The 24,260-nt window shown below is 71.5% G+C and carries 20 protein-coding genes; 5 read left to right on the forward strand and 15 right to left on the reverse strand.

Going from position 1 to position 24,260, the window contains the following annotated elements:
* Window positions 1-37 precede the first annotated feature (37 nt).
* Genes ACIQZN_RS19415 through ACIQZN_RS19450 form a run of 8 tightly spaced genes read right to left on the reverse strand, consistent with a single transcriptional unit; the run spans window position 38 to window position 7,516 of the window.
* The gene (locus ACIQZN_RS19415) at window positions 38-1,942 is read right to left on the reverse strand and encodes a VgrG-related protein (RefSeq protein ID WP_403995003.1); all 1,905 of its coding nucleotides are present in this window, start codon (window positions 1,940-1,942) and stop codon (window positions 38-40) included.
* The gene (locus ACIQZN_RS19420) at window positions 1,939-2,736 is read right to left on the reverse strand and encodes a peptidase M23 (RefSeq protein ID WP_403995006.1); all 798 of its coding nucleotides are present in this window, start codon (window positions 2,734-2,736) and stop codon (window positions 1,939-1,941) included. Before ACIQZN_RS19420 ends, ACIQZN_RS19415 begins: the two co-directional genes overlap by 4 nt.
* A gap of 5 nt (window positions 2,737-2,741) precedes the next feature.
* Entirely contained in the window at window positions 2,742-3,176 is a 435-nt protein-coding gene (locus ACIQZN_RS19425; RefSeq protein ID WP_403995009.1) for a phage tail protein, read from the reverse strand.
* Between the two features lie 15 nt (window positions 3,177-3,191).
* Window positions 3,192-4,871: a hypothetical protein gene (locus tag ACIQZN_RS19430; RefSeq protein WP_403995012.1), complete on the reverse strand. Its 1,680-nt coding sequence runs from the start codon at window positions 4,869-4,871 to the stop codon at window positions 3,192-3,194.
* A 28-nt stretch (window positions 4,872-4,899) separates the two neighbouring features.
* Window positions 4,900-5,043, reverse strand: coding sequence for a DUF6760 family protein (locus ACIQZN_RS19435; RefSeq protein WP_018099790.1), 144 nt, complete (start codon window positions 5,041-5,043; stop codon window positions 4,900-4,902).
* On the reverse strand, window positions 5,040-5,474 hold the full coding sequence (locus ACIQZN_RS19440) for a hypothetical protein (protein WP_403995017.1): 435 nt from the start codon (window positions 5,472-5,474) through the stop codon (window positions 5,040-5,042). The genes ACIQZN_RS19435 and ACIQZN_RS19440 overlap by 4 nt, the downstream gene beginning before the upstream one ends.
* Entirely contained in the window at window positions 5,474-5,917 is a 444-nt protein-coding gene (locus ACIQZN_RS19445; RefSeq protein ID WP_143616868.1) for a phage tail protein, read from the reverse strand. Before ACIQZN_RS19445 ends, ACIQZN_RS19440 begins: the two co-directional genes overlap by 1 nt.
* A gap of 60 nt (window positions 5,918-5,977) precedes the next feature.
* Window positions 5,978-7,516, reverse strand: a complete 1,539-nt coding sequence (locus ACIQZN_RS19450) for a phage tail sheath family protein (protein WP_403995021.1) — start codon at window positions 7,514-7,516, stop codon at window positions 5,978-5,980.
* 289 nt (window positions 7,517-7,805) lie between these two features.
* Here ACIQZN_RS19450 and ACIQZN_RS19455 point away from each other — a divergent pair, with 289 nt between their 5' ends.
* Both ACIQZN_RS19455 and ACIQZN_RS19460 read left to right on the forward strand, forming a co-directional pair.
* On the forward strand, window positions 7,806-11,765 hold the full coding sequence (locus tag ACIQZN_RS19455; protein WP_403995024.1) for an HPC2 multi-domain protein: 3,960 nt from the start codon (window positions 7,806-7,808) through the stop codon (window positions 11,763-11,765).
* Window positions 11,755-12,315: a hypothetical protein gene (locus ACIQZN_RS19460; RefSeq protein WP_403995027.1), complete on the forward strand. Its 561-nt coding sequence runs from the start codon at window positions 11,755-11,757 to the stop codon at window positions 12,313-12,315. Before ACIQZN_RS19455 ends, ACIQZN_RS19460 begins: the two co-directional genes overlap by 11 nt.
* 12 nt (window positions 12,316-12,327) lie before the next feature.
* On the opposite strand, the gene ACIQZN_RS19465 is transcribed toward ACIQZN_RS19460, so the two are convergent.
* The 4 genes from ACIQZN_RS19465 to ACIQZN_RS19480 all read right to left on the reverse strand — a co-directional run bounded on the left by ACIQZN_RS19465 (window position 12,328) and on the right by ACIQZN_RS19480 (window position 18,101).
* A complete protein-coding gene (locus tag ACIQZN_RS19465; RefSeq protein WP_403995030.1) occupies window positions 12,328-14,433 on the reverse strand; it encodes an ATP-binding protein in 2,106 nt (701 codons plus the stop codon).
* Window positions 14,430-15,185, reverse strand: a complete 756-nt coding sequence (locus ACIQZN_RS19470) for a DUF4255 domain-containing protein (RefSeq protein WP_403995033.1) — start codon at window positions 15,183-15,185, stop codon at window positions 14,430-14,432. The genes ACIQZN_RS19465 and ACIQZN_RS19470 overlap by 4 nt, the downstream gene beginning before the upstream one ends.
* Before the next feature lie 16 nt (window positions 15,186-15,201).
* Window positions 15,202-17,274, reverse strand: a complete 2,073-nt coding sequence (locus tag ACIQZN_RS19475) for an HYR domain-containing protein (RefSeq protein WP_403995036.1) — start codon at window positions 17,272-17,274, stop codon at window positions 15,202-15,204.
* Window positions 17,275-17,474: 200 nt separating this feature from the next.
* Window positions 17,475-18,101 carry a response regulator transcription factor gene (locus tag ACIQZN_RS19480; RefSeq protein ID WP_403995039.1) on the reverse strand — a complete coding sequence of 209 codons (627 nt, stop codon included), beginning with the start codon at window positions 18,099-18,101 and terminating at the stop codon, window positions 17,475-17,477.
* 207 nt (window positions 18,102-18,308) lie between these two features.
* Between ACIQZN_RS19480 and ACIQZN_RS19485 the strand changes: the two genes are divergently transcribed.
* A complete protein-coding gene (locus ACIQZN_RS19485) occupies window positions 18,309-19,640 on the forward strand; it encodes a hypothetical protein (protein ID WP_403995042.1) in 1,332 nt (443 codons plus the stop codon).
* Between the two features lie 7 nt (window positions 19,641-19,647).
* Here ACIQZN_RS19485 and ACIQZN_RS19490 read toward each other — a convergent pair whose 3' ends face one another.
* Entirely contained in the window at window positions 19,648-20,484 is an 837-nt protein-coding gene (locus tag ACIQZN_RS19490) for a DUF4157 domain-containing protein (RefSeq protein ID WP_403995045.1), read from the reverse strand.
* A 223-nt stretch (window positions 20,485-20,707) separates the two neighbouring features.
* Between ACIQZN_RS19490 and ACIQZN_RS19495 the strand changes: the two genes are divergently transcribed.
* Together ACIQZN_RS19495 and ACIQZN_RS19500 are read left to right on the forward strand one after the other, a co-directional pair.
* Window positions 20,708-21,118, forward strand: coding sequence for a VOC family protein (locus ACIQZN_RS19495; protein ID WP_403995048.1), 411 nt, complete (start codon window positions 20,708-20,710; stop codon window positions 21,116-21,118).
* 92 nt (window positions 21,119-21,210) lie between these two features.
* On the forward strand, window positions 21,211-22,290 hold the full coding sequence (locus ACIQZN_RS19500) for an NAD-dependent epimerase/dehydratase family protein (protein ID WP_403995051.1): 1,080 nt from the start codon (window positions 21,211-21,213) through the stop codon (window positions 22,288-22,290).
* Window positions 22,291-22,293: 3 nt separating this feature from the next.
* Here the strand turns inward: ACIQZN_RS19500 and ACIQZN_RS19505 are convergent, their stop codons facing one another.
* Window positions 22,294-23,400 carry a sensor histidine kinase gene (locus tag ACIQZN_RS19505; RefSeq protein ID WP_403995054.1) on the reverse strand — a complete coding sequence of 369 codons (1,107 nt, stop codon included), beginning with the start codon at window positions 23,398-23,400 and terminating at the stop codon, window positions 22,294-22,296.
* Complete coding sequence (locus ACIQZN_RS19510) at window positions 23,397-24,188, reverse strand: response regulator transcription factor (protein ID WP_403995057.1); 792 nt, start codon at window positions 24,186-24,188, stop codon at window positions 23,397-23,399. The genes ACIQZN_RS19505 and ACIQZN_RS19510 overlap by 4 nt, the downstream gene beginning before the upstream one ends.
* Between the last annotated feature and the right edge of the window lie 72 nt (window positions 24,189-24,260).

The raw sequence follows: 24,260 nt of genomic DNA on the forward strand, positions 1-24,260 counted from the left end.
GCGGTGCGCTCCTGTTCGCTGCGAATGTGGTGGTACGTCAGTTGAGCTGGATCATCGGCGCGTTGACGGAGAGCGAGCCGCCGCTCTTCAGGTCCGTGCGCCGGCTGCCGTCGACCGTGACCTGGCCGCCGTGCACCTCCACCGCGCCGTCCGTGGAGAGGGCGACTTTGCCGTTGCCGCCGTTCAGGGCGACCCCGTTGCGGGAGGTGAGGGTGACGCTCTCGCCGGTGAGGGTGAGCTCCCCGCGTCCGGCGTCCAGGGAGACGCCCTTGGCGGCCGTGACGGAGACCTGTTCCTTGGCCTCGATGGTCACGCTGCCGTCGCTGTTGATGACGACGGCGGTGCCCCGGCGGTCCAGGTCGATGGTGAGTTTCCCGTCACCGGTGCGCAGCCGTACACCCTGCGGGCCGTTGGCCGCGTCCAGGAGTTCGAGCTGGTTGCCGCTCTTGGAGGCGAAGGCGCGGCGGTTGACGGCACCGGTGGTGGGGTCGACCAGGTCGCCACCGCCCGCGTAGGAGGCGCCGGGGGTGCCTGGCGTGCCGGACGCACCTGAGGTCCCCCCGCCGGGCCGGTCCTTGCCGTTGTACAGACCGGCCAGCACGTACGGCCGGTCCAGGTGCCCGTGCTCGAAGCCGACCAGCACCTCGTCGCCGACCTCGGGGATGAACGCCTCGCCGCCGCCCGTCCCGCCGGACTGCGCGGTGCGCGCCCAGTCGCTCGCGTACTCGTCCGACAGCCAGGGGAAGCGCACCTTCACCCGGCCCGAGCCCTCCGGGTCCTGGGTGTCCGTGACCGTCCCGCTGACCAGCCCGGACCAGCGCGGGCCGGTCCCGGACGCGCCGGAGGCCCCGGTGAGCCCGAACAGCGAGCGCTCCTGCTGTCCGGACACGGTGATCCAGGTCTCGTAACCGCGTACGGCGTCGAAGACGTGGCGCGAGGAGGTGACGGTGTAGCGGCCCTCGAAGGGCGCGCCGACCGCGTTGAGCGCGACCGCGCTGCCGGCCGTGACCTCGGGGTTGCCCCGGATCACCGCTTCCAGTTCCGCGAAGGAGCCGGCGATGCGCTCGGCCAGTGCCTTCGCCGCCTGGTCCACCTGTGCCTGGGTGCCGTACGCGGTGTCGGTGACGACGAACCGGGCCTCGCCGAAGGGGGCGGTGACGTCGGCCGCCGTGACGCCGAGGTCCAGCGTGGCCGACTTCCCGGCGGGCGACCGGCCGACCAGCGGTTCCTTGGCGCCGATGTCCCAGCCGCGCACCTCGACCTCGGAGACCTGTTCGGCGGCCGAGACACCGGCGCGGCAGCGGAGCAGGTTGCTGCCGAGTTCGAGGACGAGCGGGTCGCGCTCGGCGCGCGCGGAGCTGTCCGGCGCCCCGCTCGCCTCGGCGGGCCGGGTGATGTGCAACTGCCCTTCGCGCACGTATGCCTGGGCGCCCGCCTCCTCGGCGAGGCCGCGCACGAACTCCCAGTCGGTGACGTTGGGTTGGGCGATGTGCTCGATGACCGGTCCCGCGATGTCCACGGTGCCGGGTTTGAGTCCGGCGCGCTGGGCGACCTGGCCGCAGATGTCGGACAGGGTCATGTTCTGGTAGCTGGCGACGCGCCGGCCCCGCAGCAGGCGGTGCGCCGCGTCCAGGCCCCGGACCACGGTGAAGGTGCCGGTCTCGTCCAGCTCGACCTCCAGGGCGGTGACCGCGCCTTCGAGGAGCGGTTTCGGCGCGGTTCCGCCACCGGCCCGGGCGAGGAGCCGGGCCTCGCTGCCGATCTTCAGGCCGGTCTGTTCGAGCAGGACGCGGTCCGGGTCGCGGAACCGGAGCAGGAAGAGGTCGGGCAGCGTACGGCTGTCGTCCACATACCCCTCGACCAGGGTGTTGAGGAACTTCGCGGGCAGCGGGCGGCCGTCGAACTCCACCACCAGCGCGCTGGAGACCCCGGGGCGCGTCATCGGCCCGCCCCCCGGCCGCCGTTGCCGTCCAGCCGGCTCAACTCGTCCAGTGCGGGCAGCAGCAGCTGCGTGCCCGGGGCGAGCCTGATCGGGTCGTCGATGCCGTTGGCCTCGGCGATGACCCGCCAGGCACCCGCGTCGCCGTACTCCCGGTGGGCCAGGGAGGGCAGCGAGTCCCCCGAGGCGACCCGGTGCACGCGCCGGGCAGCCAGCGCCCCGGAGGTGGGGTTCTGCCCGGGCGTCTCCCCGCTGATCTCCTCCATCGTCACCTGGCACACGGCCCGGATCGGCACGCCCGACGTGGTGAACAGCGTGTATTTCGCGGCCACTTGACTCACGTAACCGGGGAAGCCGGTCAGTCCGCCCCAGTGGAACACCACCCACGGCGGCGAGGACCGCTGCTGCTGCCTGGTCTCGTTCGTCGGTACGCAGCACGCGAACAGCTGCTCCACCGCCGTCACGACCCGGGTGTCCTGGGTGTCGCCCGCGTCGAAGAACATCTCGACGGTCAACTTGCTGGGCTGCGAGCCCTGGTACTCCGGCGGCCCGGAGCTCTTCGCACCCTTGGCCGGGGTGCGCTTCCAGGAGGCCGCCTTCGTCAGGCTCAACTCCTTGGGGTTGAACTGGAAGTCGATCCGCCCGCACGGCCCGCCGGGGGTCAGCCCGCCCCCGGTCGGCGGGGTCCGCAGCTCCAGGTAGGCGTGCTCCAGCTTGGGCCTGGCCGAGCCGCCCTTCGCGGCGGACGCCACGCCGGAGGTCCCGGCCGCGCTGAAGGCGATAGGTCCCGAGCTCACTCCGCTCAGCCCTCCATCACATAGCCGTGGTGGGCGATCTCGATCGTCTCCATCGCGACCTTGGGCGACTCCGGGTTGAACGACGGCCCCGTCCAGCGCACCGGCACGACTTCGAGCAGCCCCCACTGGGCGACCTTCCGGCCGTCGCCGGTCCGCGCCTCGATGTGCGCGGTCTTGCGGCTGAACCCGGTCGTCATGGTGGCGAACCAGCGCGCCACCTTCTCCGTCTCCCTGGTGAGCGGACGCGACAGCTTGACGTTGGAGTACTTCAGCCGGGTCGGCAGCTGCCACACGTGCCCGTTGTTGCCGCCCTCCTCGCGCGTCTCCAGGACGACTTCGCAGCCCAGCCCGTCACAGGTGTTGAACGACCCGAGCTCGATGTCGTCGATCGTCACGACGAAGCAGACGCTGACTGCGGGGTCGTCCGGGGCGTTGGCCATGCGCGTGCCTCTCGATCAGTGACGGGTGTTGATGAGAAAGCCGGAACGCTCGCGTTCGAGCCGCAGGTCGGCCTTCAGCAGTCTGCTCAGGGGCGCGTAGAGCGCCCGGACGAGTTCGTCGGTGACGGGTGGCGCCTGCGGCGTCCCGTCCGGGCTCGTGGAGGTGGTGGTCGCCGGCGGCTGCTCCGCGATGGGCGGCTCGGGTTCGGGTCCGGGCTCCGGACCGGGTTCCGGCAGGGGCGGCGGCGGGGGCTCCTCTGCGGTCTCCGAGTCCCGCTGGACGACCGGCCGCGAGGTGCCGTCGCGGGGTGCGGACGCGAAGACGACGCCCCCGTCGGCCATCCGCTGCGCCACCCCGGCGGCCACGGCGACCGCCCCGGCGGTCGGGAAAGAAGCGGGCACGCGTGGCCCCCGGCCGGGGCCCGGATCCGGCATGACCGGCAGCGGGGTCGCCTGCCGCTGTACGGGGGTGACCTCACGCTGCAACGGTGCCGCCGGGGCGCCGGACACCCCCGGTGTTCTCGGCCCTGCCGATGCGATGCCCGCGCCCGGGTCGGTCGCGGTCCAGCGCACGGCCACGGCGGGCGGCGGACCCGGGGGCGCGGGCACGAAGGGGGACGGCCTGGGTGCGCTGTCGTCGGCCCCCGCGCTCTCCGCCGCGCGCTGGACGGCCGGGGTCCCGCCGGGGGCGTCGGCCGTACGGAGGGTGAGGGGCCGGTCCCCGAGCAGGGGTGCGGTGGGGCGGTCGGGGGCTGCTAGTGGCGGGGTGGTCGTCCGCTGCACCGGGGCGGCGGGCTCCTGGCGGTCCGGTGTCGCCTCGGGCGCGTGCGCGCCGCCCTCCGGCTTGAGCGGGGCGTCGCCCAGGAGCGGCGCCACGGGCTCCGTCCCGGTGGGGGCCTCGGGGGAGCCGGGCGACTCGGTGGCCGGCGGGTCCGTGGTCCCGCCGGGGCTGGGCACCACCGGGTCAGCGGTGCGGGCGTGGACCGGCAGCGGGGCGCTGTCGCGCTGCACCTGGGGTGGAACCAGCTGCGAGGGCGGGACCGCCTTGCGCTGGGCCGTGGGCGGCAGGCCGGGGAGCGGCGCTCCGAGGCCCCCCGTGCGGCGGGGCGCGTGCTGCGGCGGCGCGGGTGGCACGTCGGAGGTACGTTGCACGCGCGGAGGCCCCGACGCCAGGGGGTCGGGCTCGGCGGCGTCCATGTGAGGCGTCGGGCCCTCGGTGTGCCCGTCAGGGGCTACGAGGGGCTGCTCGCCGACCAATTCGCGTACAGGCAGACCGGCGGCGGCCGGGGCCGGTCCGGCCGAGGTGAGGTTCGGCAGGCCGTCCCCGTACGTCCGCTGGACGGCCACCGTCCACGCCCCACGCCGCGCGGGCATCGGCATCTCGACGGCCCGCTGGACCGGCGGGGGCGGGCTTCCCGGGGCGGCGTCGACCACACCGCGTACCAGACCGGCGGGAGCCTCGGGGCTTACCAGATGCCCCAAAGGCGTGCCCAGCGACGTGTCCTGACGTGTCGTCAATCCTGCCTCGAACCCGGCTGGGTTGGTCAGCAGATCCTGGCCCGTGACGGACCGCTGAACGGGTGCCAGACGGCTCACGTCCACCCGGTCGGACCGGTCCGGCCCCGCCGGGCCGGGAGGCCGCGAAAGCGGGGCGTTGGCGGAACGGCCGCCGCGCAGCCAGGACATCAGCCCCATGGTTCCTCGTCCTCCTCCGTGCTCCTGGCTACTGCCCGTTGAGGCGGGCGACCTGTGCGACGAACTTCAGGCGTTCCGGGTGTTCCAGGTCCAGCAGGTCGTCGAGCGGCCAGTGGAAGTGGTAGGCGAGGTACGCGACCTCCTCGTAGAGCAGGTCGGCCGCGTACGTCACGATTCCCCCAGGCGACCGCCGGCGAGATCCACCGCGAACTCCTCGTCGCAGGACGGACAGGTGACGGCCGCGCGGGTGTGCCCCTCGGCGTTGATCCGGCGGTAGAAGTCCTGGAGGAATGCCAGGTCCGACGCGAACAGGTCCTCGATGACGCCCGGATGGATGTCCTCGACCGTCCCGATCCGGGTCACCACGCGGGAGATCAGCACGACCGAGAGGTACGCGGAGTTCTCCCGGACCCGGTCGTCGCGCAGCGGCACCAGCTCGTCCCGGGCGGTCGCCAGCCGCATCACTCCGCTGCGGTGCACGGTGCCCGACTCGTCCACGTAACCGCGCGGCAGCTCGAAGCTGAACTCGGTGCGCAACGGTTCGGACCGGCCCGTGCCCGAGTCCCGTCCCGGAGGTTCCTGGAACTGGACCGTACGCCGCATCAGTCGAGCTCCATGCTCTCGTACGTGATCGCCAGCTTCTCCGTGAGCACCGAGGTGTCACCGGCCTTGAGCGTGCCGATCTCCAGCGACTTGGGCCAGGCGTTGATGAGCTTGTACCGCTTGATCGGCAGGCCCTCGTAGTCGTACACGATGACCGCGCCGTTGCGGCGGGCGCTCGTCATGCGGCCGAAGCGGGAGTCCTTGATCCAGCGCTCGAAGCTGTTGTCCTCGGTCAGGCCGCGCGTGACGGTCACCTCGCCGGCTTTGGGGCGGCCGGGCAGCTTCTTGATGGCGTACTTGCCGTCGGCGGTGTTCTGCTTCAGCTCGATGACGTCCTGCTCCATCTTCAGACCACTGACCTCGGTGATCTGCTTGATGACGACGCTGTCGAATTCGAGACCGAAGGAGTGCCCGACGGAACTGTCGAGATCGGGAAGTGGCACCACAGGCTCCTTACGCCAGGTTCGGGAACGGGCCGGTCACTGAAGGGCGGCGTGCGCCGGTCACTCGTCCACGCCCCCGGTGCCGCCGGTCAGCTGGGAGAGCCGGAAGACGACGAACTCGGCCGGTTTGACGGGCGCGACGCCGATCTCGCACACGACCTGCCCCGCGTCGACGCTCGAAGGCGGATTCGTCTCCCGGTCGCACTTGACGTAGAACGCCTCGTCTGGGGTGAGGCCGAAGAGCGAGCCCTTGCGCCACTCGTTCACCAGGAACGCGGAGACCGTGCGCCGGATACGGGCCCACAGGGCGTCGTCGTTCGGCTCGAAGACCACCCACTGGGTGCCGGCGAGGATCGACTCCTCCAGGTAGTTGAAGAGCCGCCGCACGTTCAGGTAGCGCCAGGCCGGGTCGGAGGCCAGGGTGCGGGCGCCCCAGACCCGGATGCCGCGTCCGGGGAAGGAGCGGATGCAGTTCAGCCCGATCGGGTTGAGCAGGTCGTGCTCGCCCTTGGTCAGCTGCGTCTGCAACGCCACAGCCCCGCGCACCACTTCGTTCGCCGGCGCCTTGTGCACCCCGCGCGAATCGTCGTTACGGGCCCAGATGCCGGCGATGTGCCCGCTCGGCGGTACGAGGGTCGCGCGACCGGACGCCGGGTCGGCGACGCTGATCCACGGGTAGTAGAGCGTGGCGTACTTCGAGTCGAAGTTCGCCCGGTCGGTGCGCCATGACCGGACCTGCTGCGGTGTCAGGCCGGGCGGCGGGTCCAGGATGGCGATCCGGTCACCCATCAACTCACAGTGTCCGATGAGCGCTTGCTGCACGGCGACGACCGATTCCAGGTCGAGCAGGCCGCGTTCGTACGCACCCATGAGGTCCGGTACGGCGATCATCGTGACGTCGTCCACCGCTTCGAGGCCGCCCAGGCCGGTGCGGCGGTCGGCATCGCCGACGTACACCTCGGGGGCGAGCGCGCCCGCGCTTCCGGCGGGCGGGGCGGCGGGGGCGAGGGTCACCGACTGGGGTGCGGGGCGGGCGGGAGCGGCGCCGCGCCCCGATTCGCGTATCTCGATCAGCTCCGACTTGGCGTTGACCCGGGTCGCGACGTTCTCCTTGCTCCGCTTGGTCGTCACGGAGGGGTACGTCTCCGCGACCTGGCCGTCGCGCTTCACGATCAGCTGGAACACGTCGGAGGGCGGGTCGTCGCCCTCGGCCTCCGCGACCTCCACGCTGATCTCGCCTGCCACGCCCGGCTTGGGCTTCACGGCGTACGGCCCGACCTGGACCTCGGAGCCGGCCGCGAGTTCGCCCTCCGCTCCCCCGGCCACCGTGTCCGAGCCGTCGCCGATGCGGACGACGTAGCAGATGCCGCCGCCGTTGGCGAAGAAGCCGTAGACGCCGGCGGCGAGGTACGTGCCGTCCACGAAGTCGCCGAAGGTGCTGACGAACTGGCTCCAGTTCGTGATCAGCGTCGGCTCGTCGAACGGGCCGCGCTGGGCGAACCCGACGAAGGCGGCGACCGACGTGCCCACCCCTTCGATCGGCCGGGAACCGGACTCGACCTCTTCGACGTAGACGCCCGGGGACAGGTACGACGGCATATGGGCCTCTCCTTGACGTGCTCCTCGACGTGCTTCCCACCCCGTCGCGTGACCGCTGCCCGACCGGGGAACACCGGCGATTCTCGCCACTTCGGCGATCACCGGGAACGGATGGTCGGCCGCCCCGGCGTGCATGGGGAGCTGCCCGAAGAGGCAAGGAGGCGGCGCCGGGCGCACCGCACGGGCCTGCCCCTCCCCCGTCCCGCCGGTGCTCCCTCCGCCCCCGGGGCGCCCGGCAGCCTGGCTAGCCACCGTGTGCGGGCGGAGCTGTGCTGGCGGGAGGGGACGTATGAAGGGGGTTCCCGAGAAGTCGCCCGCCGCCTCCGCCGCCGGGTCCCGCACCGGCTCGCCTCGTACGGAAGCGGCTCCCGCTCGTACGGAGGAGGCTCCCGCGCCCGGCCCTGCGGCGGCACCGGACCGCCGCAGTCTTCAGCGGTTGCAACGTGCCGCCGGCAACGCGGCCGTCTCGCGTCTCGTAGCCCAGCGCTACACCGCGCCCGTCAAGCCGTCGCCCGCCCAGGCCCCGGGGTTCCGGGGCGTCAAGGCGGACATCGCGGCGAAGAAGCAGCGGCTGGGCCGGCACCGGCCGGCCGCGACGGAGTCGAAGGCGTCTCAGGATGCCGCCGTGGCGCCCCCGGACGACAAGGAGGCGCAGGGCAAGGCGGCCAACGCGGAGAAGATGAACGCCGCGAAGCCGGGTGAGTTCGACAAGAAGGCGTTCATCGACGCGGTGAACAAGGCCATCGACGCGCAGGCGCCGAAGAACCTCGACGACGCCGACAAGTTCTCCGAGTCCGGCAAGGCGGAACGGGTCAAGGCCGAGGTCGACGGCGAGGTCTCGGACGGCAAGGAGGCGTCGGCCAAGGACATCGACACGGCGACGAAGGCCCCGCCGGACACGGCGGCCGCGAAGGACAAGCCCGTCACGCCGCTCACCCCGGACCAGCCGCCCGGCAACCCCGGGGCGCCGTCCGCGGCGGCCGCGATCCCCGAGAAGCAGCCGGCGTCGGTCACGGACTTCTCCGAGGGGCCCGCGCAGAACGACAAGGCGATGGCGGACGCGGAGGTCACCGAGGAGCAGCTCGCCAAGGGCAACGAGCCCGAGTTCAACGAGGCCCTCAGCGCCAAGAAGACCGCCGAGGCGGACTCCGCGAAGGCTCCGGCGAAGGGCAGGTCGGCCGAGAGCCGGCAGCTGTCCGCCGCGAAGGCGGGCGCCGCGGCCTCCGGCGCCACCGCGATGAGCACGCTGACCGCGACGCGCGCCCAGGCCGGTCAGAAGGTGGACGGCGGCAAGGGCGAGACCAAGTCGAAGGACGAGAAGAAGCGCGCCGAGGTCACGGCGAAGCTCCAGAAGGTCTACGACGGCACGAAGAAGGATGTCGAGGCGACGCTGTCCGGCCTGGACAAGAAGGTCGACGCGGCGTTCACCTCCGGGGAGAAGGCGGCCCGGGACGCGTTCACGGCGGACCACAAGCGCCGGATGAAGCAGTACAAGGACAAGCGGTACTCCGGCTGGACCGGCAAGGCCCGCTGGGTGAAGGACAAGTTCGCGGGCCTGCCCGAGGAGGCGAACAACCTTTACCAGGAGGCCCGCAAGCTCTACGTGTCCCGGATGCAGACGGTGATCTCGTCGGTCGCCGACATCATCGGCACCGAGCTGGGCAAGGCGAAGGCCCGGATCGCCAAGGGGCGGGGTGACCTGAAGGCGGAGGTCGACAGGCTCCCCGCCGATCTGCGGCAGTTCGGCGAGGAGGCGGCGAAGGACTTCGCGGGCAAGTTCGACGATCTGGAAGCGTCGGTCAACGAGAAGTCGGAACAGCTGGTCCAGGACCTGGCCCAGAAGTACACGGCGGCGCTCAACAAGGTCGATGAGGAGATCAAGAAGCTCCAGGAGGCCAACAAGGGGCTGATCGACAAGGCCAAGGACGCGATCGTCGGCGCGATCAAGACGATCAACGAGCTGAAGAACCTCCTCCTGGGCATCCTCGCCAAGGCGGCCGGCGCGATCATGAAGATCATCAAGGACCCCATCGGCTTCCTGGGCAACCTGGTATCGGCTGTCGGCGCGGGTCTGAACCTCTTCCTGACGAACATCGCCGACCACCTGAAGACCGGGGTCGTGTCGTGGCTGCTCGGCACGGCGGTGAAGGCGGGCCTCGAACTCCCCCAGAAGTTCGACATGAAGGGCATCATCCAGCTGATCGGCTCGCTCCTGGGCCTGACCTGGGCCAACATCCGGGCCCGGGTGACCCGCAAGGGCGTTCCCGACCAGGCGATGACAGCGGTCGAGTCGTCGGTCCCGGTTGCCCAGAACATCGCCCGCGAGGGCCCGGCCGGCGCGGTCAAGGAGATCCAGGAGGAGGCGGGCGACCTCAAGTCCACGATCCTGGAAAAGCTGACGAGCTACCTGATCCCCACGGTCATCATCGCCGGCATCACCTGGATCCTCTCCCTCCTGAACCCCGCCTCCGCGTTCGTCCGCGCGGTCAAGGGAATCATCGACATCGTCACGTTCGTGGTGAATCAGGGCGCCCAGATGGTGGAGTTCGTCAACTCGGTCCTGGACGCGGTGGTGGCGATAGCCAACGGCGGCAAGGCCGGCGTCCCCAAAATGGTAGAAACCGCCCTGGCCGCAAGCGTCCCCCTCCTGATCGGCTTCCTGGCGTCCCTCCTGGGCATAGGCAGCCTGGCCGCAAAGGTCAAGTCCGTCTTCCACGCGGTATCCCGCCCGGTGAACCGAGCCATCGACAAGATCGTCAACTTCATCGCCAAGAAGGGCAAGGCGCTCTGGGCGAAGCTCAAGGGAAAGGGGCCGGGGCGGGACAACAGCCCGCAGGGCAAGCAGAAGCGCCTGGACAAGGGCTTGGACGCCGCTGTCGCCGCACTTAACAGGTTCAGCGATCGACCCGTCGGACGTCGTGCCCTCAAACCCGTTCTGGCGGGCATCCGCGCGCGCTACGGCATGAAGTCGCTCGAACCAGTCGAAGACGGCGAGCACTGGTCCGTACGCGGAAAGGTCAATCCGACAAGCACACGCGGCACACGCGCCCCGCGCCCCATGACCGATGAAGAAGCCCTCAAGAAGGTCCAGGACAGCCTCCCGGAAGCGGCCAAGACATACGTCAAGGCGGCCCACGACGAGTGGTGGAGGCTCTACATAACCAAGGTCAAGGTGCAGACGGGTGGGGGTGAGTCTTCCTCACTGTGGGCCAGAAACGACATTGACAGCACCACACAGGGCGCTTACCAGCTAACTGAAACCACAGCCTTCCAGAAGGCGCTGACGCCCTACTTCACGTCGAACGAGTTCAAGAAGTCCGGAAACTTCCACTGGTACACATTCCGGAGAATCGGAAGCCCCGCCAAAACGGAGTTCCTGGGCAAACTCGGAGCTCCCGTGCCCGAAGAACTGAAGAACAAGGGACTGACGAAGGTGCGGCAGGTCGACCCCGGCGGCACGAACAACGCCGGCCTGGTCGAGCAACTCAATGAGCTGGGTTCCCACTCCTATCAGCAGGACATAGGCCCTTACGGCCGCCTCAACCTCCCTTCCGCGGGTAAGTCAGAGCACACCAACTTCTACCCGGAGCACATTCATCTGGACGCAAACAGCGAGCGGCGCATCACGACGTACACCACTCGCGCCGGGAAGAAATTCAAGATCACCGAAACCGATCCCAGTCGCGATACCCAGCTCAAAGTCCAGGGTTTCGACCTCCAAGTGAAGTCCGACGGCGGCCCTCGCGGCGTCACACAGAACTCCCCCGGCTACATAGGAGGGGAGGATTTCAACCGATCGCACGCTGTCGCAGATGTTTTCGGCGGCTCCGGCTACCGGGACGGCCTCAATATCGTCACCACCAGCGACACATACAACCAGGTGACCATGCGGGCGGCCGAACGCCGGATCGAGACGGAAGTAGCCGTATTCGCGGGAGACCCGGCAAGGATAGGCGAGGTCTCTCTCAACCTCACCGTGACGATCACATTCGGGGAACTCCTCAAGGATTACTTCGAGGCGAAGATCCGATCCCTTCCCGACTTCCAGAACGGGGACGCCGCCGCCGAGAAGGAACTGAGCGACATGATCAAATCCATGTTCAAAGAGCCAGCCAGAAGGGTAACGGAGACCACATACGAGTGGACCATTTCCGGACCCATGAGAGAACCCTCCGAGCCCCGAAAGACAACCATAGGTCCCGATAATTTCCTTTTCCTCAAACGTGAGGTGACGAGCGATGAATCTTGACCAGGCAACAGAATTCATCAACTCCTACCTGGACGCGGAGTACGCGGAAGCAAAGGCCCTCCGCAGCGAAGGCGACGCGGTCCTAAGCGAGCGTCAAAAGGATAGCGAGAGCCATTTTCTGTCCACTCCAGAATCCCCCATGTTTTCCGTCATCGGACGCCGCCCCGGATACACAGATGCCGAATTGGAGGAGTACGCGCAAACCCTTGACCAAGTAGCCCGCCGCGTGCTTTTTATGGTCGTGGAATTCGAACACAAGGAGCGGGGAGCAATCTTCTGCGGATACGTCTCGGGGGCAGGCCCCACCATCACAGGGGCATACGAACTCCAGTTGTTCATCCAGGAAGTCGGCGGAAAGCCGAAAATCATCGCTCAGTACGCTGCCGAGATCCTCAAGCCGGCGCCACCGGTTCAGTGGACGCACGTGCAGGGTGCCGAAGTCAGCGACCCCGGCACGCCCGTGACTGCCCGCGCCTTCACGGAGCCCACATTCAACCCGCACCGCCTCGACTGGGCCGCAACCCGCGAACTCGGCAACCCGTCGCACTGAGCCGGAGCGGCCTCATCCTTTAACCAAGTTTAGATACGGCCCGAACTCCGAGGCCAACGTCAGGCGGCCCAGTTTCTGGTACTCCCTTTGCACCGCGTGGATCAGCGTCGCCATCGTCACCTCGCCGCCCATGTCCGCCGCCAAGTACGCCGCCGTCACCGCGATCGAGCGGATGTTGCCGCCCGCCAGCTCGAAGTTCTCGGCGCAGAAGGCGAGGTCCAGGTCCGCTCCGCGCGGGAGCGTCGGCCCCAGGGAGCGGTTCCAGAGGAGCAGGCGTTGGGGTGGGTCCGGGACCGGGAAGTCCACGACCAGGTCCAGGCGGCGGGTGAAGGCGTCGTCCAGGTTGGCGCGGAGGTTGGTGGCGAGGATGGCCAGGCCGTCGAAGGACTCCATGCGCTGGAGGAGGTACGCGCTCTCCACGTTCGCGTAGCGGTCGTGCGCGTCCTTCACATCCGAGCGCTTCCCGAAAATCGCGTCCGCCTCGTCGAAGAGCAGGACCCCGTTGACCCCCGCCGCCTCCGTGAAGATGCGCTCCAGGTTCTTCTCGGTCTCGCCCACGTACTTGTCGATCACCGTCGCCAGGTCGACCGTGTACAGGTCGAGACCGAGGTCGGCCGCGATCACCTCCGCCGACATGGTCTTGCCCGTGCCGGAGTCCCCCGCGAAGAGCGCCGAGACCCCGCGCCCCCGGCCCCCGCCCGGCCGCATCGCCCACTCCCCCAGCACCCGGTCACGGTGCCGGGCGCGGGCGGTCAGTTCGCGGAGCTGGGCGTGGGCGCCGGGTGGGAGGACCAGGTCGTCCCAGGTCACCGCAGGTTCGATGCGGCGGGCCAGGCGGTCAAGGCCGGCCGCGTTCTGGGCGCGGGCCCCCTGGCGCACGTGGTCCGGGGTGAGGGCCCCGCCGTCGAGCCGGGCCGTCTGCGCGGCGCTGCGGGCGGCGCCCGTGACCTGCTCCGGCGTCAGGAGGAACGGCGCCAGGAGGTGGTCCGGGTCGACGTCGGCGGGCACCGGGCCCGACCCCGTACGCCGGTACGCCTCGCCCCACAGCGCCCCGCGCGCCGACGGCTCCACCCTCGGGGCGTGCACCAGCAGCGGCGGCACCGTGGACCAGGAGGCGTCCCACGGCACCCGTCCCACCATCACCGCAGGGACCGGAGTGCCCGTCAGGAGCCTTAACAGATGAGGGTGTTCGCGGGACACCGCGTCCAGCGGCGCGCAGACCAGGCCCGCCCCGGTCAGCCGCGCCTCGCGGACCAGGGCCCGAACGGCGTCGGCGGGGGCCGGGTCCACCGCCAGGCGGGCGAGGTCCACGCCGAGGACCCTCCGGCCGGCCCGCTCCAGCGCCGACGCGGCCAGGGCCGTGCCCGCACCGCCCTGGTCCTCGCTCAGGTAGACCAGCGGGACCCCGTCCGCCAGGACCCGGGCCAGAGCCGCCGGATCGCCCACGCCCCCGACCGCTTCCCACGGCGCGGTGACGTCCGCGAGGCGCGGATCCCTCGTGTCGTCGCCGAGCAGGTGCGCCGTGACCCGGTCCGGCACCCGCAGCGCCCGGCTGAGGAACGGACGGTCCAGGTCCTCGGCCAGCAGCAGCCCGGCGTCGCGGAGCGGGGCCGCCGCCGCCAGCCGGCCCCGCGCGACGGCGTCGGCCGGAGGGACCCCGCACAGGCCGAGGGCCAGGCCGATGGACGGGCGCCGGCGGGTCACGTCGTCGTTGAGGTATCCGTAGAACGCCTCGAAGCGGTCGTCCAGGTCGGGTACGAGCGCGATGAGCAGGATCTCGGTGTCGAGCGGGGTGAGCCCGAAGTCCGTTTCCAGAGCGGTGAGCCGGGACGGCCCGGCGGCCGGGCCGTCATCTCGGGCCACGAGGTCCGAGGCGTCGGGTACTCCGGTCGCGCCCTCCTCCCCCACCGCGTCCGGAAACCCCCGCGCCCCCTCCTCGTTCAGCAGCCGCGCGATGTTCTCGTCCGTCAGGTACAGGCCCCGGAACGCGTCCTCGGGGTCCGGGTCCGTGCGCTGCCGGGCCTCCACCGCCCGGCGGACGCGTTGCTCGACGGCGGTCGCCCGGGCGAGGAGATGGCGCAGGTTCAGGTCGTCGTCGGGGCGGCCCGGGGACGTCATGCGGTGGAGTCCTCCTCGGTGGCGGGGGCATCGTCGGCCGAGCGCTTCTCGGTGATCCGCAGCCCCAAGCCGCGACGCGCCGCAGGCTCCTCCCGTACCGGACGGCCGGGACGGCTCCCGTACACCGGCAGACCGCGCAGACCGCGCGGATCGCCCCGCCCCGGCTCCGGGGAGTCCGGCATGTCGCCGAACCGTGCGTGCAGGCCCTCGTCGCCGACCGGCGGTCCCGCCGGGTAGGTCGGCGAGGCCGTGACCGGCACGCTCACCACCAGGTCGAGCGACGGCTTCAGTTCGCCGCCGAGCGCGCTCCACACGTCGGCGAAGGAGCGGTCCTCCGGCGGGGGCAGGGCGATCGACATCGGGACGGCGGCCCCGATCGCGGCGAGCGATCCGGCGAGCCGCTCCGGGGGCAGCGCCTCGTACGCGAGGAGGCAGGCGAGCAGGGAGGAGAGCAGCCGGTGTTCGTCCTCCGGGCGCTTGGTCCACGCGGTGATCAGGTACGAGAGCTTGAAGTAGCGGGGCGGGCGGCGCCGCGCGACGACGGCGCCGCGTTCGTCGTACTCGTTGTGCAGGCCGCGCTCGCGGCGCCGCATGTCCTCGCGGATGTCGTACAGGTAGAGGTTGACCATGGGGGCGTTGACCTTGGCGGCCCACTCCCGGGTGGGGGCGTCGAAGACGACCGTGATCTGGCCGCCGCCGAGCACCTCCGCCCGGATCAGGGACCGGAGTACGTCGTCCACCTCGTGGATCACCTGGTGTCCGCCCCTCTCACGTACGGCCCTTGAAGTCCGGTGGCTGAAGGTTGCGCTGGACCACCAGGACGGGCTTCTGGAGCCGGGGCAGTCCGGTGATGTCCGCGCGCAGGACACGCGGTCCGAGGGTGTCCTTGCGTAGCACGAGCACCTGCACCTCGAAGGTGCCGTCGCGGCCGACGCGTACGCCGGTGTGGTCCGCCGTGATGCCGGTGTTCCAGGTCAGGCCTACGGTCTCGCCCGGCGGGTAGTCCTTTCCGCGTGCCACGACGGGCTGGCCGGGTTTGGCGACCTGCGGGGTGACGGTGAGGGACGGCTTGAGGACGCGCAGCCGTTCCGTGTCCTGGTTGTTGACGGGGCGCAGGTCGCCCGGATTGCCGCTGACGGCGGCGCGTACGTCGCCGGTGATCGGTTCACGGTACGTGCCGGTCTGGGTCACCTCGATCCGGCCGCCGGGCGGGATGGTGCAGGGGGCGGCGGCCGTGCAGCGGCTGAGCGAGGTCAGCGTGCGGTCCTTCGCCGCGCCGGGCTCCGGCCAGCTCGTGGCGAGGACGACGTCCCTGGCGGTGTCCGGACCCGCGTTGGTCACGGTGAACCGGGCGCGGGTCTGTCGGCCGATGTACGTACGGCCGGGGCTGAGGTCGGCCGTGACGGCGACGTCCGTCGCGGGTGGCGGGGGCAGTGGCGCCGGGGGCGCGGGCAGCACCTGGAACACGGCGGTGTCGGTGGCGGTGTTGCCCACCGAGTCGGTGGCGGTGCAGGTGACCGTGGTCGAGCCGATCGGGAAGAGGGAGCCGGAGGCGGGGGTGCAGGTGACGGGGAGGCGGCCGTCATGGGCGTCCTCGGCCGTCGCCCAGTAGCTGATCCTTGTACCGTCCGCGTCGTCGGCCCTGGCGATGCGGTCGTCCACGGTGACGATCGGGGCGTCGACGTCGTTCACGTCGATGGTGATCGTCTGCTGGAAGTCGGGGTCGGGCGCGGCCGTGGGGGCGAGTCTGTCCGTGCCAGGGATCTGCGGGCCGAGCAGGAACTGCACGGTGCAGGTGAGCCGGGCGCCCTGCGGGGCGTCGGCCGCGACGTCGATGGTCTCGGCGAAGTGGGCGGTCTCGCCGCTGGTCACCCGGCGGGTGGGCGGGTCGAGCGCGACGGTGAGGTAGGGGCTGCAACCGCTGAGCTGGTAGCCGACGGAGGTGGGCAGGTTGTCCATGCCGTCGACGATGGCCTGGGCCACCTCGTCGCCCTGGATGCCCTCAAGGAGCCGGCCCTGGGTGGCTTCGATGATGCGGGTGGCCTGGCCCGCGTCGGTCGGCGGCTTCTCGACCTGGTCGGGGTAGTCGGGGTTGTGCGCGTTGCCGGTGCCGTTGAGCCCGTCACCGAGCGCGCTGTCCACGTCGACGCCGACCACCCGGACGCCCTTGTCCTGGAGGGCGAAGATCGTGTCGTCAATGGTGTGACCGGCGCTCGGTGCGTGGCTGGACGCGTCGCTGACCAGCACGATCACCGGGCTGGAGCCCTCGCGGAAGACCGTCTCGCCACCGGCTCCGTTGGCGATCTGCCAGAGGCCGTTGATCCAGTCCTCCGACGGGCCCATGCTGTAGGCGCCCCGGTCCGTCTTCAGCTCGTTCACGCCGGCCTGCACCTTGACGAGGTCGTCCGTCAACCCCTGGAGGACCTCGAATTCGCCTCCTGTGGGGTCGAATTGCTGGTCGCCGAAGGTAGCGACGGCGAAACGCGACTCAGGCCGTTCCGCCAGAACCTTCTTGGTGATAACCGACAGATTCGTCTGCACGTCGGTGATGGGCTTCTCCATGCTCGCCGTGCCGTCCACCAGCAGGACGACCTCCGGTTTCGGCGGGATGGCCGGCGTACGAACCGACTTGTCGACACTCGTGGAGCCGCCCGGGTCGAGCGCCTCGTGGACGGTCGCCGGGGTGACCCACGGGTCCGGGGGGACGGGCACGGCGGGTGCGGCGCCGGCCGGGCCCGTCCCGGGGGCGAACGCGGTGGCGAGCAGGAGCAGCGCGAGCGCCGCCGAGCGGCGGGCGCCGGGCAGTCCGGGTGGGCGTCCCGCCGACCGAATCCACCGCACAGCTTCTCTCCCCCGCACCCGGACCTCCCACCGAAGAACAGCGCCCACACGGTCCCCCATGCGGGCGCCGCGCGCAGCGGGAGGTCAGGCCTTTCGGCGGGTAGCGCCCGCTGCCCTTTGGGGCAGCCGACCGGGCCGCGCTGATCCGGGCCGTGCGGAACCGGCCCGTGCGAATCCGGGCCGTGCGAATCCGGGCCGCGTCAGATCAGGCCCTGACGCATCGCGTACGCCACCGCGTGGGACCGGTTGCGCAGTTGCAGCCGGGTCATCACGGAGTGGAGGACGTTCTTGATGGTGCGTTCGGAGTAGGCGAGCTTCGTGGCGATGTCGGCGGTGTCGTAGCCCTCGGCGACCAGCCGCAGGACGTCCACCTCGCGGGCGGCGAGCCCGGTGAAGTGCAGGCCGCGTGGTGCGAGGACCTGGCCCTGGAGCCTGCCGACCTCCGCGAGGAGCCGGCCGAGCAGGTCGGAGGGGAGGTGTCCCTCGCCCCGGGCGACCGTCGCGATGACGTGCACCAGGTGCTCGGGGGTGGACTCGGCCCGCCTGATGACCCCGACGACCCCGCATTCGGCGGCGCTCACCAGCTTCTGTTCGTCGATGTCCGTGGTGACGAGCACGGCACGGGAATCGGTGGTCCGCTGGATGTGGCGCAGTGTCGTCAGCACGTCCTCCTCCACGGCGTCGACGACCATGACGACGACTTCGGGCCAGGGCCCCTCTTCGCTCCAGTCCACGACGTTCACTTCGGGCCGCGCCCTCAACTGGCTGGCCACTCCGGCTTGCGAGATCGGGTCCTGGGCCCGTAACGCGACAGTGGTGCGCTCCATATGTGCTCCCCCTGTGTGACGGCCGGAAGCACTTCTGGCACACGCCTCGCAGCCGTGTTCGTGCGCCTCATTGGTGTGGAGGCGGACAGAAGATGCCCCGGCCCATTGAGGAGGAAACCAAAATGCTTGGCCGGGGCACGGGATGTGCCCGAAAGTGTTCCTTCGCGGCCGATGTACGACGGGGGCGGCGAACCTACGGTCCGCCGTATGAGTCTCACGGCAAGCCTCGACGCGTCCACCGTCAGCGCCGCACCGGGCGCGGAGACGGCTGTCCCCCTTCAGGTCCGCAACTCCGGTCAGACCGTGGAGGAGTACCGCTTCGAGGTGGTCGGTGCGTGTGCCGCCTGGGCGGCGGTGGAGCCGGCCGTGCTGTCGCTCTACCCGGGCGACTCGGGCACCGTATCGCTGATGCTGCGGCCGCCCCGCAACGCGACGGTGCCGGCGGGCGAGACGCCGTTCGGGGTCCGGGTGGTGCCGACCGGTGAGCAGGGCGAGACGGTGGTGCCCGAGGGCCGGGTGACCGTGCTGCCGTTCACCGGGACGACGGCCGAGCTGGTCCCGCGGGGTTCGCACGGCGCGCTCGCCGGACGCCACCAGCTGGCGGTCGACAACCGGGGCAACACACCGGTCACCGTGCGCCTCGGCGCCCAGCCCGGAACCGAGCGGGCCCGCGTCGTTTTCGCCGCCCCGGAGCTCCAAGTAGCGCCCGGCGAGGCGGAGTTCGCGAAGCTTCGGGTGCGGCCCGTCAAGCGGATGTGGCGCGGCACACCGGTCACGCACCCCTTCCAGGTGTTCGCCGCGACCCAGGTGGCCGAGGGGCAGGACCCGGTCGAGCCGGTCCTCGTGGACGGGAGTTACGAGCAGGAGCCCCTGCTCCCCCGCTGGCTCCCCCGCGCCCTGATCACCGCGGCCGTGCTGGTGCTCGCGCTGGTCGGCCTCTGGTACGCGCTGCTGCGCCCGGCCGTGAAGTCGGCGGCCCGTGAGGCGGTCACCCCCGAGGCGGTGCGGTCCGCCGCCGCGGCCGACAAGAGCAAGGCGCCGGAGCAGGGCGGCTCGGGCGGTTCCGGGGCGGGCGGGGGCGACTCCGCCGGGAGCGGTTCGGGCGGGGGCGGCGAGTCGAAGCCCACCCCGAGCCCCAGCCCGTCGGCGGCGGCCGACGCGGGAGCGGCCACGCCGACGAGCGCGCAGGTCAGGGTGCAGGACTCGCTGGGCGGCGGGACGAACACGGGGACGGCGCTCACCGTGCCGGCCGGAAAGGCGTTCCAGCTGACCGACATCGTGGTCCAGAACCCGCAGGGCGACGCCGGGACGCTGGTCGTCTCGGCAGGCCGGGAGACCCGGGTGCTGAGCCTGGGTCTGGAGAACTTCCGGGACTCCGACTACCACTTCGTGACGCCGATCGTGGTTCCGGCCGGCGGCAAGGTCACCATGACGATCGACTGCCGCAAGGTCGGCAAGCCGGTGGGCGCGCAGGCGCCCGCGCGGTGCGCGGAGTCGATGTTCCTGGGCGGCACGATGCGGAACGCCGAAGGCAACTGACGATACGTCAGGCCGGACTCTCTTTCTCCTCCGGGCTCTCCTCCTCCGCACGCTGTACGAACGAGCCCTGCACGTCGGCCGGTTGCTCGTCCTCGTCTTCCGTGGCCGCCCGCTGGACGGCAGGTGCCGCGGAGGGTGCGGCGGTGGGGGCCGCCGGGGTGGCCGGGGCCGGGTCGGAGAGCACCCGGTCGGCGTTGGCGACGGCCTCGCGCTCGAAGCGGTCGGAGGGGTCGCTGACCCGGATGCCGCCGGGCGCCTCGGTGCCTTCGACGGGCCCGGTGCGCTGCTGGATGACGTGGGTCAGCTCGTGCGCCAGCGTCGTACGGCCCTGGGGCGACGAGGGGTCGTAGGCGTCGCGCTGGAAGACGACGTTGTTGCCCACGGTGTAGGCGTGCGCGCCGACGCCCTTCGCCGATTCGTGCGCGGCCGAGTCGTTGTGGATGCGTACGTCGGAGAAGTCGGCGCCCATCCGGCTCTCCAGGTCGACCCGGGTGTCGGTGTCGAGGGGGGTGCCGCCGCCGGAGGAGACGACGTCGTGCACGGGCGAGCGCGGCTCCGCCTCCTCGGCCTGTTCCGGGGCCGCCGCCCGGGCGCGTTGGATCACGGGGCCGAGGGCGGCGTTGCCGATGGTGCGCTGGAGAGCGCCCATGCCGGAGGTGCCCACCACGTCGGTCCGGCCGGTGGCTGCGGCCCGGAAGAGGTGGTGGGCGCCGGAGGTGGTGGGCGCCTCGGCGGTCGCGTCGTGCGGGGGGCCGGCCGGCAGCCGCTCGTGGTCCTCCCCGGTCTCCGGGGGCTTCACCTGGTGCTCGTGCTCGTGGTCGTGGTCCTGTGCGTTCACCGTCATCTCCCCTGACCGCACGGGGCGGTCGCGGCGGACCGCCCGCTCCTGCCGGCCTTCCACCCTGGGCGACGCGCCGCTGCCCCGTCCAGCCCGGCCCTGTCCGGTGCGGGGCACGGCGGGGTGCCTCTTCGGGCAGCGGGGCGGTCCGGACGGCCGCCGGGAAGGGGTGGGGAACCGGTCAGGATTCGAGAAGCGCGGCGGTGGCGCCCTGCCTAGCATGATCTTCATGGACATCACCATTCACACCAGCTTCCTCCCGCACGACGACCCGGAGGACTCCCTCGCGTTCTACCGCGACGTGCTCGGCTTCGAAGTCCGCAACGACGTCGGCCAGGGCAAGATGCGCTGGATCACCGTCGGCCCGAAGGACCAGCCGAGCACATCGATCCTGCTGGCGCCGCCGGCCGCGGACCCGGGGATCACAGACGACGAGCGCCGCACCATCACGGAGATGATGGCCAAGGGCACGTACGGCTGGATCCTGCTCGCCACCCACGACCTGGACGCCACCTTCGAGAAGGTGCAGGCCGGTGACGCGGAGGTGGTCCAGGAGCCGACCGAGCAGCCGTACGGCATCCGCGACTGCGCGTTCCGCGACCCGGCGGGCAACCTGGTCCGCATCCAGGAGCTCCGCTAGGGCCTGTCGTCAAACTGCCGAAGGCTTACGGTCCCGTGACGTGCCGCCGCCAAAGCACGTGACGGGGCCGTGCGCGGCCTAGCGTGGCGGGCATGCGCGTACTTGTCACCGGCGGTGCCGGGTTCATCGGTTCGGAAATCGTCCGCGGTCTCACCTCGGCCGGGCACGAGGCGGTGGTGCTCGACGCACTGCTCCCCTCGGCGCACGGCCCCTCCGCACACCGGCCGCCCAGGGGTGATGACGGGCGGCTGATCGTCGGGGACGTACGGGACCGCGCGACCGTGGACCGTGCGCTGCACGGCGTCGACGCGGTGTGCCACCAGGCGGCGATGGTCGGCCTGGGCAAGGACTTCGCGGACGCCCCGGAGTACGTGGGCTGCAACGACCTGGGCACCGCCGTCCTGCTCGCCGCGATGGCCGGGGCCGGGGTGCGGAGCCTGGTGCTGGCCGGGTCGATGGTCGTGTACGGGGAGGGCCGGTACTCCTGTCCGCGTCACGGCACCGTCCGTCCGGGCCCCCGGGACCGGTCCGATCTGTCGGCGGGCCGCTTCGAGCCGCGCTGTCCGGACTGCGGGGCCGCGCTGGCACCGGGCCTCGTCGCGGAGGACGCTCCGACAGACCCGCGCAACGTGTACGCGGCGACGAAGCTCGCGCAGGAGCACCTCGCCGCGTCCTGGGCGCGCGCTACGGGCGGGAGCGCGGTCTCGCTGCGCTACCACAACGTGTACGGCCCCGGCATGCCCCGCGACACGCCGTACGCGGGTGTGGCGTCGTTCTTCCGGTCGGCGCTGGCCCGGGGCGAGGCGCCGCGCGTGTTCGAGGACGGTGGGCAGCGGCGCGACTTCATCCATGTACGGGATGTGGCCGCCGCGAACACGGTGGCGCTGGAGGCCGTGGGCTCCCGCGCTCCGGGCGGTTTCGCGGCGTACAACACCGGCAGCGGAGAGCCGCACACGATCGGCGAGATGGCCGGGGCGCTGGCGGCGGCCCACGGCGGTCCGGCGCCGGTGGTGACCGGGGAGTTCCGGCTCGGGGACGTACGCCATGTCACGGCGGACTCGCGGCGGCTGCGGGAGGAACTGGGCTGGCAGCCGCGGGTGGAGTTCGCCGAGGGCATGGCCGACTTCGCGGCGGCGCCGCTGCGGGAGGCGGGGGCGGGGCTGCCGGTCTGAGGCTCACCCGAGCGGCAGCGTCACCTCGAAGCAGCAGCCACCGGTGACGTTGCGGACCTCCGCCCGGCCGGCGTGGGCCTCGACGATGCCGCGCACAATGGCGAGCCCGAGGCCCGCACCGGCCGGCGGCGTACGGGCGTGGCTGCCGCGCCACCCGGTGTCGAAGACCCGCGGCAGGTCCTCCTCCGGGATACCGCCGCAGCCGTCGGTCACCGAGAGGACCACCCCGTCCGGCGCGCGGTGGGCCGCGACGGCGACCGTGCCGTCGGCGGGTGTCCGGCGGATCGCGTTGATCAGGAGGTTGCCCAGGACCCGGCTCATCTCCTTGCCATCCACCTCCACGGGCACCTCCTCGATCCGGCCGCCGACCAGCCGCACCCCGTGCTCGCGGGCGAGCGGGTCGGCACCCGCGAGGGCGTCGCCCACCAGGTCGTAGACGGAGACGCGGGTGGGGGCCAGCGCGAGCGAGCCCGCGTGGATGCGGGAGAGCTCGAAGAGGTCGCCGACCATGTCGTTCATCCGCTCGACCTCGGTACGGATCTGGCGCAGATAGCGCGGGGAGTCGACGGCCACACCGTCCTCCAGCGCCTCGGACATGGCGCGCAGCCCGGCGAGGGGCGTGCGCAGGTCGTGCGAGATCCAGGCCACGAGTTCGCGCCGCGAGGTCTCCAGGGCGCGTTCCCGTGCGCGCGAGCCGTCCAGCTTGGCGCTGGTGGCGGCGAGTTCGCGGGTGAGGGCGGCGAGTTCGGCGGTGGCCTGGGCCTCGGGCGCCGCGAAGGTGCCGCCGTCACCGAAGGAGCGGGCGGCGAGGGTCAGCTCGCGGCTGCGGGCGGCGACCCAGCGGCCGAGCAGCATCGCCGTGACGAGGGAGACGACGGCGGCCATCGCGACGACGGTCGTGACCACGGTCAGGTCGTGCGGCGACAGGAACATCGCCCAGGCGACGACCAGGGTCCCGGCGAGCATCGCGGTGACGGCCACGGCGGCCACGATGCTCAGGGAGACGACGAGCGAACGGTGCCGGGTGAGCCGCAGCGCGAACGCCCCCAGCAGTCCCGCGGCGGCGGCGCCGAGGAAGGCGAAGAGGGCGATGAGGAGCGTGTCGGTCATGACTCGGCTCCGGCGTCCGGGGCGGGGCTCTCGCCCGCCGGCAGGTCGAGGCGGTAGCCGACGCCCCAGACCGTACGGATCAGCTCCGGGTGGGCCGGGTCGGCCTCGACCTTCCCGCGCAGCCGGCGCACATGCACGGTGACCGTGGACAGGTCCCCGAAGTCCCAGCCCCAGACCTCGCGCATCAACTCCTCCCGGGTGAAGACCCGGCCCGGGTGGCGCAGGAAGAAGGCCAGCAGGTCGAACTCGCGGAGTGTGAGGGCCAGCAGCCGGCCCCGGCAGCTCGCACTCCGGGCGGCCGGGTCGAGCACGAGGCCCGCGCCCTCCAGCAGCCGGGGCTGTCCGGCGGGGACCGCCGCCGCCCTGGCGCGCCGCAGCACGGAGTCGACGCGCAGGACGAGCTCGCGCGGGCTGAACGGCTTGGTGACGTAGTCGTCGGCGCCGGTTTCGAGGCCGAGGATGCGGTCGTCCTCGTCACCGCGCGCGGTGAGCATGATGACCGGGACCGGCCCGTGCGCCCGCATCCGGCGGCAGACCTCGAAGCCGTCCATGCCGGGCAGCATGAGGTCGAGGACGGCCAGGTCCGGCCGGCGGGCCGCGTACAGGGCGAGCGCGGCGGGTCCGTCGGCCGCCCGGGCGACGTCGTAGCCGGCCCCGGTCAGATATCCCGCGACGACTTCGGCGACGGTCGGATCGTCGTCCACGACGAGGACATGACCGCGCCCCGGGACGGTGGTGGGCGCCTCGCCTGCGGGGACGGGCTGCGGTGTGTCCGGGGGCGTCTGCATGGGACCACCCTGGCACCCGGGGCGGCGCCGCCGGAAACGCGGGAGGGCCGGTGGCGGGCGACGTCCACGTTT

It is taken from the genome of Streptomyces sp. NPDC097595, assembly GCF_044761525.1.
Taxonomy (GTDB): domain Bacteria; phylum Actinomycetota; class Actinomycetes; order Streptomycetales; family Streptomycetaceae; genus Streptomyces; species Streptomyces drozdowiczii_A.

Coding starts and splice junctions, on each gene's coding strand:
- ACIQZN_RS19485 (WP_403995042.1), top strand. CDS start 18,309: ATGAGTCTCACGGCAAGCCTCGACGCGTCCACCGTCAGCGCCGCACCG.
- ACIQZN_RS19415 (WP_403995003.1), bottom strand. CDS start 1,942: ATGACGCGCCCCGGGGTCTCCAGCGCGCTGGTGGTGGAGTTCGACGGC.
- ACIQZN_RS19455 (WP_403995024.1), top strand. CDS start 7,806: ATGAAGGGGGTTCCCGAGAAGTCGCCCGCCGCCTCCGCCGCCGGGTCC.
- ACIQZN_RS19510 (WP_403995057.1), bottom strand. CDS start 24,188: ATGCAGACGCCCCCGGACACACCGCAGCCCGTCCCCGCAGGCGAGGCG.
- ACIQZN_RS19430 (WP_403995012.1), bottom strand. CDS start 4,871: ATGGGGCTGATGTCCTGGCTGCGCGGCGGCCGTTCCGCCAACGCCCCG.
- ACIQZN_RS19490 (WP_403995045.1), bottom strand. CDS start 20,484: ATGACGGTGAACGCACAGGACCACGACCACGAGCACGAGCACCAGGTG.
- ACIQZN_RS19465 (WP_403995030.1), bottom strand. CDS start 14,433: ATGACGTCCCCGGGCCGCCCCGACGACGACCTGAACCTGCGCCATCTC.
- ACIQZN_RS19480 (WP_403995039.1), bottom strand. CDS start 18,101: ATGGAGCGCACCACTGTCGCGTTACGGGCCCAGGACCCGATCTCGCAA.
- ACIQZN_RS19440 (WP_403995017.1), bottom strand. CDS start 5,474: ATGCGGCGTACGGTCCAGTTCCAGGAACCTCCGGGACGGGACTCGGGC.
- ACIQZN_RS19500 (WP_403995051.1), top strand. CDS start 21,211: ATGCGCGTACTTGTCACCGGCGGTGCCGGGTTCATCGGTTCGGAAATC.
- ACIQZN_RS19450 (WP_403995021.1), bottom strand. CDS start 7,516: ATGCCGTCGTACCTGTCCCCGGGCGTCTACGTCGAAGAGGTCGAGTCC.
- ACIQZN_RS19425 (WP_403995009.1), bottom strand. CDS start 3,176: ATGGCCAACGCCCCGGACGACCCCGCAGTCAGCGTCTGCTTCGTCGTG.
- ACIQZN_RS19460 (WP_403995027.1), top strand. CDS start 11,755: ATGAATCTTGACCAGGCAACAGAATTCATCAACTCCTACCTGGACGCG.
- ACIQZN_RS19505 (WP_403995054.1), bottom strand. CDS start 23,400: ATGACCGACACGCTCCTCATCGCCCTCTTCGCCTTCCTCGGCGCCGCC.
- ACIQZN_RS19495 (WP_403995048.1), top strand. CDS start 20,708: ATGGACATCACCATTCACACCAGCTTCCTCCCGCACGACGACCCGGAG.